We start from the raw sequence: 9,927 nt of genomic DNA on the forward strand, positions 1-9,927 counted from the left end.
GTGGCCACGTACCCGTCGGCGGGTGGCAATTCGGTCACCCCTGCCGCCGGGCGCATCCCGTCCAACGCAGTGACGTTGGGATCCACGGCCTGTGACTGGTAGGCGGCCATCAATGAGCCGCCTCCCGAATTGCCCAGCAGCACAACGGTATCCACGCCCTGGATCTCGCGCAGCCAGCGCACCCCGACACCGATGTCGACCAGCGCGTGGTCGAGCAGGAAGCTGCTTTCGAAGCCGCGAAACCTGGTGTTCCAGCCCAGAAACCCGACACCGCGAGTGGCCATGTAGTCGGCGAGATAGTGCTCGGAGAAGTCGATCTGGTAGTGCGTGGCGATCATCGCCACCTTGGGTTTGCGTCCCACCCCCCGGTGATACAGCCCTTGGCAGGGGTGCCCGCCCGCGCCCGCACGCCCCGCGGTGCGCGACGGCAGCCCGATGAATTCCCGGATCACCCCGGCGCCGGTACGACGAGTCAATTCAGCGGTCCTCCTGACGCGTAGATGGCCCGGTAATAGATGTTGGCCAGGGTTTGGACGCACGCTTGGTCGTCGGGTTCCACCGCACGCGCCCCGGCGAGCTGCAGGTAGCAGAACTGGTTGAACATCGCCACGATGGCCTCGGCGATCAGCCGCGGATCGTCGTCGGGGCAGTGGCCGTCGGCCTGGGCGCGCCGGACCGACTCCGCGATGAAAGAGACTGGTATCTCACAGATCTCGGCCCAATACCGGGCGAAGTCGTCGTTGATCATCGCCAGCTGCGACACGCTGATCACCTCGGCGAGCCGGTTGCGGTAGGTGTGCCAGTGCGCGGCGGCGGCGGCGTAGGCGCGTTCACGTTCGGACAGGCCGTGTTCGGTCACCGACTGCGCGCGCTCGGTGGCCTCGTCGCGAAAGCGCAGCGCCCACTGGCGCACCATCGCCTCTTTGGAGTCGTAGTAGTTGTAAAACGACGCCGCCGAACGGCCCGCTTCCGCGGCGATGTCCGCGATGGTCGTGGCCAGCACGCCTTTGCGCGCGATCACGGTCCGGGCGGCCGTATCGATGGCGGCCTGCGTCCGCCTGCCTCGACGGGTGGGAAGCTCGGCGGGCTGGCCGTCGCGGTCAGCAGGGGACGCCGCGGTCGACACCTACGCACCTCCCTGGGCCAAAACTGAAACTGATGTTAGATTCAGATTTGGATCTTGGCCAGGATCGTCAAGCCGGGACCGAGGGGAGCCACCAGATGATCAAGCCGCACAACACCAACCCGGAATTCGAACTCGGCGGGATCAACCATGTCGCCCTGGTGTGTTCGGACATGGCGAAAACCGTGGACTTCTACAGCAATATCCTCGGCATGCCGCTGATCAAGTCGCTCGACCTACCCGGCGGCGCCGGCCAGCACTTCTTCTTCGACGCCGGCAACGGCGACTGCGTCGCCTTCTTCTGGTTTGCCGACGCCCCCGACCGGGTGCCCGGAATCTCGTCGCCGGGCGCCATCCCGGGCATCGGCGACATCACCAGCGCCGTCAGCACCATGAACCACCTGGCCTTCCACGTGCCGGCCGAGAAATTCGACGCCTATCGCCAGCGCCTCAAGGACAAAGGGGTGCGGGTGGGGCCGGTGCTCAACCACGACGAGAGCCCCATGCAGGTGTCCGCGACCGTGCATCCCGGCGTCTACGTGCGCTCGTTCTATTTCCAGGACCCCGACGGCATCACCCTCGAATTCGCCTGCTGGGTGAAGGAATTCGAGAGCGGCGAGGCCAAGGCCGTGCCCCGCACCGCGGCGGACCGCCGGCCCCCGGTGGGTGCCGCCCACTGATCCCACCGGGCCGAGCCGGAGGATGGTTTCATGACCGACGGCATTCTGACCGACGCGCAGATCGCGGCGTTGACCGCTGAGCAACGCCGGGAACTGATCACTCGGCTGGAGCAGCCGGTGGGGGAGCTGATCGACCCGGAGTTCCTGGCCCGGGTGCGGCGCATCCGTTTGAGCCTGATGATCGGTGGCTCCATGGCGATGGTCCCGTGGCTGGGGTACCTGTCCGTGACGCTGCCGGAGAACTACGTCGCGCACAACTGGCCGATCACCTGGGTCGGCTTCGACGTGCTGCTGGTCGCGTTCATGTTGACGACGGCGGTGCTCGGATACCTGCGTCGTCAGCTGCTGGTGCTCGCCGCCTTCACCACCGGGGTTCTGCTGATGTGCGACGCCTGGTTCGACCTGATGACCGCCGGGCCCAAGGACATCTGGCTGTCGGTGATCACGGCGCTGCTGATCGAGGTGCCCCTGGCGATCTTCATGATCACCAGCGCGGTGCGCATCCTGCGGCTCACCATGATGCGGTTATGGCTGCTGCACCCCGGCATGCGGCTGTGGCATCTGCCGCTGTTCCCGTGAGGCGCTGAGGGTTTGGCCGGAGCCGCTCCGGTTGGGGCGGTGCCGGCCGTCAGACGAGCCGAACAACGCTCTCCCGAGACTTGGCCCCGGGCAGGCGAATCGGCGTCGGACCGACTTTCGCATGGATACTATTTGGTACGCACCAGCCGGCCATGCGACCGGTTGGCGGAGAAAGGTTACCGCACCGTAGATGATCGCGCGGGAGAACGCGAGTCTTCGTAAAACCGCGAAATCTTCACCCCCGTCAGCTAGCGTCCACAGCAGCGACACTAGGGGGTGCAGCGACGCGGTAGTTCAGTCCAACATACCGGGAACACGTCGCGAGATTTTCAACCTGAGACCGAACAGATGATGCGCCAAACGCCAAGCGCTGATTGCACTTTCACCACCCCCAGATCGCACAACAGATGTCGGTACTCACAGCACAAGGACTCGACGACATGGTCGCACTCGGAAACATCAACGAATGGCAGCCGCCACACGGCCCGGTTACCATGTGGATGGCCGCGCCCACGGCGCTTGAAGCGGCACGCGCCGCCCGGCGAAGCGATCTGGCACCGAGTTATCAACAGCATCAACACCTCTGGGCCGCTTACCACGGCAAGACTCTGAACCGGCCGCTTCCCCGATTGATGATCGTGGCGTGGGACATCCCCGGAACCTGTGACATCGAGGCGATGACCGCGACGATCAATGGCCATGTGCGCCGCCAGGACACATATCACTACTGGTTCGAATTCGACAACGGAATCTTTGTGCGCCGCGAACTCGAGGACCCCGAAGCCATCGAATTCGTCCCCGTCGCGCTCGGGGAGATGACCCCGGATCAGGCGCGCAACCACGTCTTGACCACGACTCCGCACACCCTGGAATGGGGTTGCTTCACTTACGGGATCGTCGCGCACGCCGACTATTTCACCTTCTACGCCAGCGTCGACCACCTGCACATCGACGGACTGTCCGCCGCCCTCATCTTCCTCGACATCCACCTGATGTATCAGGAACTGGCGCAAGGGGGGCACTCCCACGCCGCGCTGCCCGAGGTGCGCAGTTATCGCGACTACGTTGCGCGGCAGCGCGATAAGGCGGCGGCCCTGGACCTGTCGTCTCCGGAGATCAAGGACTGGATCGCCTTCGCGCGTGACACGGACGGCGACTGGCCGAGCTTCCCGCTGCCGCTCGGTGACATCTGGGCCAGCACCAAGGGCGATCTGTTGACCGTCGAACTGATGGATGCCGCCGAGACCGAGGCCTTCGACGCCGCCTGCGTCGCCGCCGGAGCCCGGTTCATCGGGGGAGTCCTGGCGTGCGCGGGTTTCGCCGAACACCAATTGACCGGCAAACACACGTATCACGGGTTCACGGCCAAGGACACCCGGGTGCCGGGCACCGACACGATGACCGTCGGCTGGTTCGCCAGCCTGATTCCCATCACCGTGCCGATCGCCGGCGAGACGTTCGCCCAGGCGGCCAGGGCGGCGCAGAAGTCGTTTGACGACGCCCAGCGCCTCGCGGACGTGCCGGTCGAGCGGGCCTTGGAGTTGGCGACCCCCGACGAAGTGGGGATCAAGCTGCCCACCCAGCTGCCGATGATGCTGTCCTTCCTGGACTTCCGCAAGATTCCCCTCAACGGGCTGTGGGCGGAGACGAAGTTCGGCACCTACGGCGACAGCCTGTCCGCCGGCGGGATCAACATGTGGATCAACCGGCAGGCCGAGAACACCACCGTGACGATGTCCTTCCCGGACAACGCGATCGCGCGCGAGTCGGTGCTCCGCTACATCGCGGCACTGACCCAGGCGTTCGTGCGCGTCGCCAAGCCCACCCTGGATGAGCCGGTCGTGGCCGTGCCCCAAGCTGATTCGGACGGGCCCTACCCCGTCGCGCCGAACGCGGACGACAACGAAGCGGCCTGACCATGAGCAACGTGCTGGACCTGGCCGATCAGACCCTCTTTCTCGGCGAACGGGCCACGGGAGCCACCAGCCTGTTGCAATGCGTCTGGGTGTACGACCGCGCCGTCGACATCGCCGGGCTGCGCGAGTTCCATCACCAGCTGGGCAGGGGACGGTTGTCGCGCCGCATCGAGCGGTCGCCCTTGCCGTTCGGCCGGCATCGCTGGGTGGCGCCGAACGACCGGTGCGCCCTCGAGATCGTCGGCGCGCCGCGGCCACGCCATGGGATCGACGCCTGGCTGGCTGAACAAGCCACCCAGCGTCCGGATGCCGAGTACGGGCCCGGCTGGCACCTTGCGGTGCTGCCGTTCACCGACGGCGGTGCGGCGGTCAGTCTGGTCACCACGCATTGCCTCACCGACGGGGTCGGGCTGTGCGAGGCGTTGGCGGATGCGGCTTCCGGGCGTGGCGACGCGATCCGTTGGCCCGCCGCCGGGGCGCGGCGGCGGTGGCGGGCAGTACGGGAAGACGCGCGCCAAACCCTAAGCGACGCGGGCGATGTCGGTCGTGCCGTCGGTGCGGCCGCCCGAATGCTCAGTCAGGGCCGTGACGCGGTGCAGGCCGCGTCCGCCGGGAAGCCGTCCACACCGCCGGCCGCCGGAGACGATCCCATCACCCTGCCCGCGACGACGTTCTTCGTCGACGCCGGCGAGTGGGACGAGAGGGCCGGCGCCCTCGGCGGCACCAGCAACGCGCTGCTGGCGGGAGTGGCGGCGCGCCTCGCCCAGCGAGTGGGACGCGTCGCGGCAGACGGCTCGGTCAACGTGGGGATGCCCGTCAACGAGCGCACCCCCGGCGACAGCCGCGCCAACGCGGTCACGAACGTCGACGTCACGCTGCAGCCCTCGGCGATCGGCACGGACCTGCGCGAGATCCGCGCCGTGATCAAGCAGGCCCTGGTTCGCCATCAGGATGTGCCCGACGAGCGGTGGGCGTTGCTGCCGCTCGTTCCGCTGATCCCCAAGCGGCTGTTCCGGCGGCTGATCAGCGTGGTCACCGGCGGCGCAACCACCGTCGTCTCGTCCAATCTCGGTGTGCTGGATCCGGCGGTGAACCGACCGGATGGCGGCGAGGCGGACCGCTTCGCGATGAGGTCGGTGTACCCCGGCGTGACCAGCGCGACGATGCACCGCACCAACGGGGCGCTGGCATTGCTGTCCGGGCGGGTCGACGGCACGGTCTTCGTCTCGGTCCTGGGCTACCAGCTGGGCCGCCGAAACTCGAATGACGAGTTGCGCCAAGCCATCTACGGTGTGCTGAGCGACTTCGCGCTGACCGCGACGTGGGACTGGCGGACGTTCAGCCGGGTGTGAATCAGCCGCGGGATGCTAAGCGTCCGCGCCCGTTTCGGTGAGGCGGTACAGGTTCGGCTCGGCGAGCTCGTCGAGCAGCGCCGCCAAGTGGTCGACGAGCTGATCCGGTTCGAGTCGGACGTCACCGGCCAGCCAGGCGCTGATGGTCTGGCCGACGCCGCCCACCACGAAATGCGCGGCGGCCTTGATGCGTTCGTTCGCCGGAACCTGTAGCGCTTGGCCGACGTGCTGCCCGGACAGCATGGCGAACAGCGCGCTCGACTCGGCACGTTTGCGCACGATCACCGGATCGGCCAGCTGCGTGCTGAACAGCAGGCGCCCCACCCGGGGGTCGTCGGTGATCGTCCGCACGATGTTGGTCATGCCCGCGCGGGTTTGCTCACCGGCCGGCACCGCGGCCACCGCCGCCTGTGTGGTGGCGGCCAGCTCGGCGACGACCCAGTCGAACACGCACGCGACGAACTGGTCCTTGTCGGCGAAGCTCTCGTAGAAGTACCGGGCGGCCAGGCCGGCGCTGCGGCACACCCCGCGCACGGTGACCGCCGAGATATTCTGCCGCTCGGCCCCGAGCAGGTCCAGACCCGCGGCGAGCAGCCGATTACGGCGGGTGGCCAGGCGCTCTGCGGCCTCGACCCCGCGGTACGGCCGTGCGCTGGACGTCTCGCTCATGGAAACCATCTTGACACTAACGCCCAGCCGCGACAATATCAGGAAACAAGCGTTCGCACATTAGCGGACCGGCGCCGCGGGAGGACCTGACGAATGGCTATTCACGAGCCGGTGCACCGGCCGATCGGGCACGTCGAGCGCAGGGTCACCGACCCGCCCCGGCCGCAGCGGCGCCGGCGGCGGCGGGCGCTGGGTATCGACGAGGGTTTGATGGGCGTCGCGTTGCTGGCCGGCCCGGCGAACGTGATCATGCAACTGGCGCTGCCCGGCGTCGGCTACGGCGTGATGGAGAGCCGCGTCGAAAGCGGCCGGGTCGACCTGCACCCCATCAAGCGCGCCCGCACCACCTTCACGTACCTTGCGGTGGCGACCAACGGCACCGACGCCCAGAAGGACGCCTTCCGCCGCGCGGTGAATCGCGCTCACGCACAGGTGTACTCGACCCCGGACAGCAAAAGCCCGGTGGCCTACAACGCTTTCGACCCCGCGCTGCAGCTGTGGGTGGGGGCGTGCCTGTACAAGGGCGGGGTGGACATCTACCGCATGTTCATCGGTGAACTCGAGGGCGAGGACGCCGATCGTCACTATCGCGAGGGCATGACGCTGGCCACCACCTTGCAGGTGCCGCCGAAGATGTGGCCCGCCGACCGTGCGGCGTTCGACCGCTACTGGGAGGAATCGGTGGCCAAGGTCCACATCGACGACGCCGTGCGCGAGTACCTCTTTCCCATCGCCGCCAATCGCATTCGGGGCGTCAAGCTGCCGGCTCGGCTGCAGCGCCTCTCCGACAGCTTCGCGCTGTTGATCACCACGGGGTTCTTGCCGCAGCGGTTCCGCGACGAGATGCGGCTGCCCTGGGACGCGACCAAGCAGCGCCGCTTCGACAGGCTGATCGCCGTGCTGGCGACGGTGAACCGGTATCTACCGCGGTTCATCCGCCAGTTCCCGTTCAACGTCTTGCTGCACGACCTGGACCGCAGGATCAAGAAGGGCCGGCCGCTGGTCTAGTGCGCAGGGCGGACCCGTCCGCCAGTTGAAAACGATAATCATATTCATTAGGCTCCTCAGTCTGGTAACCCTTCCAGCCTGAGGAGTGCCTGATGACGGCCCCGATTTTCATGGCCTCGCCGCCCGAACTGCATTCCGCGTTGCTCAGCAGCGGTCCGGGACCCGGTCCGCTGCTGGCGGCGGCCGGCGCCTGGTCGCAGCTGAGCGCCGAATACGCCGCCGCCGCAGAAGAATTGAGCGCCTTGCTGGCCGGAGTGCAGGCCGGGGCGTGGCAGGGTCCTAGCGGTGAGTCCTACGCGGCCGCGCACGCGCCGTACCTGGCCTGGTTGACCAAGTCCGGCGCCGACAGTGCGACGGCCGCCGGTCAGCACGAGGTGGCGGCGGCGGCGTACACCGCGGCCCTGGCCGTCATGCCCACGCTGCCGGAGCTGGCCACCAACCACGTCGTGCACGGGGCGCTGGTGGCGACGAATTTCTTCGGCGTCAATACGATTCCCATCGCGGTCAACGAGGCGGACTACGCGCGGATGTGGACGCAGGCGGCCACCACCATGTCCACCTACCAGGCGGTGTCCACCGCGGCGGTCGCCTCGACACCACAGGCCGATCCGGCGCCCTCGATCGTGAAATTTCATGCCTCACACGACGACTCGGAAGATCCGGACCACGACCCCACCATCGACAACCCGTTCAACGACTTCATCGCCAACATCCTGAAGAACTTCGGCATCAACTGGGACCCCGCCGAGGGCACGGTGAACGGGCTGGACTACGACGCCTACACCAACGCCGGGCAACCCATCTTCTGGGTGGTGCGCGCCCTGGAGCTGCTGGAAGATTTCGAGCAGTTCGGCTATTACCTGGTGCACAACCCGGCGTTGGCCTTTCAGTATCTGGTCCAGCTCGCGCTGTTCGACTGGCCGACGCACATCCTCGAGATCTTCACCAGCCAGCCCGAACTGTTCGCACCGGCGCTGCTGATCGTGGCCGCCCCCTTCGGTGCCGTCGGCGGTTTCGCCGGGCTGGCCGGCCTGGCGGGCCTACCCCACCCCGCGGTCGTGCCGGCGCCCGTGCCGATCCCCGCGCCGGCACCGTCCGCGTTGCCCGCCGTCGCCACCGCGCCCAGCCCCGCAGCACCGGCCGCGGCTCCGGCCACGGCCACGGCGCCGTCGCCCGCCCCGACGACGAGCACGGTGGCCAGTGCGCCGCCGGCTCCGCCGGCTCCGGGCGCCCCCGCGGCGGGCTTCTTCCCTCCCTACGTCGTCGGCCCCCCGGGGATGGGCACCGGCTCGGGCATGAGCGCCGGCGCGAGCTCGAGCGCGAAGAGGAAAGCGCCCGAACCGGACAGCGCCGCCGCCGCGGCAGCCGCCGCCGCGCGGGAAGCCGCACGCGCGCGGCGGCGACGGCGGGCGACGCAGCGCGGGCACGGCGACGAGTTCATGGACATGAACGTCGACGTCGACCCGGACTGGGACGCCCCGCTCGCATCGGACCGGGGTGCCGGGGCCCTCGGGTTCGCCGGCACCGCCCGCAGGGACGCGGTCGCCCCGGCGGCCGGATTGACCACGCTGGCCGTTGACGAGTTCGGTAGTACCCCAACGGTGCCGATGACGCCCGGCACCTGGAGTCCCGACGACGCGGCGGCGCGCGGCGACGATCGCAACGCCTAGCACCGGGACGGCCCCCGGAGGCCGACGCGACCACGGCGTGCGCTGCGATAATGACGCGGTGCAGACGCTGAAGTCCGGGCGCAGGTTGCGCCCGGGGTCGATGGAAGTGCTGGTGGCCCTGCTGCTGGGCTGCGCGCTGGCCGCGACGACCCTGCGCAACGCGGTGTTCAACAGTGCGGCCCTCTCGACGGTGGGCACGGTGTTCTGCGGGGTTTTCGTGCAGGCGATTCCGTTTCTGGTGCTCGGGGTGGTGGTCAGCGGGCTGATCGCGACGTTCGTGTCGCCGCAGCGGTTGGCGCGTTGGTTGCCGCGCCGGCCGGCGCTGGCCGTCGTGGCGGCCGGTGTCGGCGGGGTCGCGCTGCCGGGCTGCGAGTGTGGGTCAGTTCCGTTGGCGCGCCGGTTGTTCGGCGAAGGCGGGGCGACCGGGGCCGCGGCGTTGACGTTCATGCTGGCCGCGCCGGCGATCAACCCGGTGGTGCTGGTGGCCACGGCCGTGGCGTTTCCGGGTGCACCCAGGATGGTGTTCGCCCGTATGGGGGCGTCGCTGCTGACCGCGGTCGTCATGGGCTGGGCGTGGTCGCGCTGGGGGCGGCCGGAATGGATCACCCGCCGGCCGCCCGCCGCGCAGACGCAGGGTGAGTCGCGATGGGTGGTCTTCACCGAGGCGGCCCGTCACGACTTCCTGCAGGCCGCATCGTATTTGGTGCTCGGCGCGGCGGCGGCGGCGTTGCTTCATGTGGCGGTGCCGCAGTGGGTGTTCGCGCACCTGGCGACCGACCTCGCCCTCGGGGTCGCGCTGATGGCCGCCCTGGCGGTGGTGCTCGCGTTGTGTTCGGAGGCGGACGCCTTCGTGGCGGCCAGCATGACCATGGTGCCGCTGTTGCCCCGGCTGGTGTTTCTTGTCGTCGGTCCGGCCGTCGACGTCAAGCT

General features: G+C 68.5%; 10 protein-coding genes. 7 read left to right on the top strand and 3 right to left on the bottom strand.

Going from position 1 to position 9,927, the window contains the following annotated elements; translation table 11 throughout:
• Positions 1-476: alpha/beta hydrolase family protein (locus tag A9W96_RS16785; RefSeq protein WP_369830843.1), on the bottom strand; the 476-nt coding region annotated here is incomplete at its 3' end.
• Entirely contained in the window at positions 473-1,126 is a 654-nt protein-coding gene (locus A9W96_RS16790; protein ID WP_067141365.1) for a TetR/AcrR family transcriptional regulator, read from the bottom strand. The genes A9W96_RS16785 and A9W96_RS16790, both read right to left, overlap by 4 nt.
• Positions 1,127-1,221: 95 nt before the next feature.
• Here A9W96_RS16790 and A9W96_RS16795 point away from each other — a divergent pair, with 95 nt between their 5' ends.
• From A9W96_RS16795 to A9W96_RS16810, 4 genes are all read left to right on the top strand, one after another.
• Positions 1,222-1,803, top strand: coding sequence for a VOC family protein (locus A9W96_RS16795; RefSeq protein ID WP_067021001.1), 582 nt, complete (start codon positions 1,222-1,224; stop codon positions 1,801-1,803).
• A gap of 30 nt (positions 1,804-1,833) precedes the next feature.
• Positions 1,834-2,382 carry a hypothetical protein gene (locus A9W96_RS16800; protein WP_067141367.1) on the top strand — a complete coding sequence of 183 codons (549 nt, stop codon included), beginning with the start codon at positions 1,834-1,836 and terminating at the stop codon, positions 2,380-2,382.
• Positions 2,383-2,822: 440 nt separating this feature from the next.
• Complete coding sequence (locus A9W96_RS16805; RefSeq protein ID WP_067141370.1) at positions 2,823-4,298, top strand: condensation domain-containing protein; 1,476 nt, start codon at positions 2,823-2,825, stop codon at positions 4,296-4,298.
• Positions 4,299-4,300: 2 nt separating this feature from the next.
• Positions 4,301-5,650, top strand: a complete 1,350-nt coding sequence (locus tag A9W96_RS16810) for a hypothetical protein (RefSeq protein WP_067141374.1) — start codon at positions 4,301-4,303, stop codon at positions 5,648-5,650.
• A gap of 15 nt (positions 5,651-5,665) precedes the next feature.
• Here A9W96_RS16810 and A9W96_RS16815 read toward each other — a convergent pair whose 3' ends face one another.
• The gene (locus A9W96_RS16815; RefSeq protein WP_067141376.1) at positions 5,666-6,328 is read right to left on the bottom strand and encodes a TetR/AcrR family transcriptional regulator; all 663 of its coding nucleotides are present in this window, start codon (positions 6,326-6,328) and stop codon (positions 5,666-5,668) included.
• 84 nt (positions 6,329-6,412) lie between these two features.
• Here A9W96_RS16815 and A9W96_RS16820 point away from each other — a divergent pair, with 84 nt between their 5' ends.
• The 3 genes from A9W96_RS16820 to A9W96_RS16830 all read left to right on the top strand — a co-directional run.
• Positions 6,413-7,327: an oxygenase MpaB family protein gene (locus A9W96_RS16820; RefSeq protein WP_067141380.1), complete on the top strand. Its 915-nt coding sequence runs from the start codon at positions 6,413-6,415 to the stop codon at positions 7,325-7,327.
• A gap of 92 nt (positions 7,328-7,419) precedes the next feature.
• Positions 7,420-8,997 (top strand): PPE family protein, encoded by a 1,578-nt coding sequence (locus tag A9W96_RS16825; RefSeq protein ID WP_067141383.1) that lies wholly within the window; start codon positions 7,420-7,422, stop codon positions 8,995-8,997.
• Positions 8,998-9,055: 58 nt separating this feature from the next.
• A partial coding sequence (locus A9W96_RS16830; RefSeq protein WP_067141386.1) for a permease occupies positions 9,056-9,927 on the top strand: 872 nt, incomplete at its 3' end.

Source organism: Mycobacterium sp. 1245852.3 (assembly GCF_001669335.1).
GTDB classification, from domain to species: Bacteria; Actinomycetota; Actinomycetes; order Mycobacteriales; family Mycobacteriaceae; genus Mycobacterium; species Mycobacterium europaeum_A.

Coding starts and splice junctions, on each gene's coding strand:
- A9W96_RS16795 (WP_067021001.1), top strand. CDS start 1,222: ATGATCAAGCCGCACAACACCAACCCGGAATTCGAACTCGGCGGGATC.
- A9W96_RS16800 (WP_067141367.1), top strand. CDS start 1,834: ATGACCGACGGCATTCTGACCGACGCGCAGATCGCGGCGTTGACCGCT.
- A9W96_RS16805 (WP_067141370.1), top strand. CDS start 2,823: ATGGTCGCACTCGGAAACATCAACGAATGGCAGCCGCCACACGGCCCG.
- A9W96_RS16810 (WP_067141374.1), top strand. CDS start 4,301: ATGAGCAACGTGCTGGACCTGGCCGATCAGACCCTCTTTCTCGGCGAA.
- A9W96_RS16815 (WP_067141376.1), bottom strand. CDS start 6,328: ATGGTTTCCATGAGCGAGACGTCCAGCGCACGGCCGTACCGCGGGGTC.
- A9W96_RS16820 (WP_067141380.1), top strand. CDS start 6,413: ATGGCTATTCACGAGCCGGTGCACCGGCCGATCGGGCACGTCGAGCGC.
- A9W96_RS16825 (WP_067141383.1), top strand. CDS start 7,420: ATGACGGCCCCGATTTTCATGGCCTCGCCGCCCGAACTGCATTCCGCG.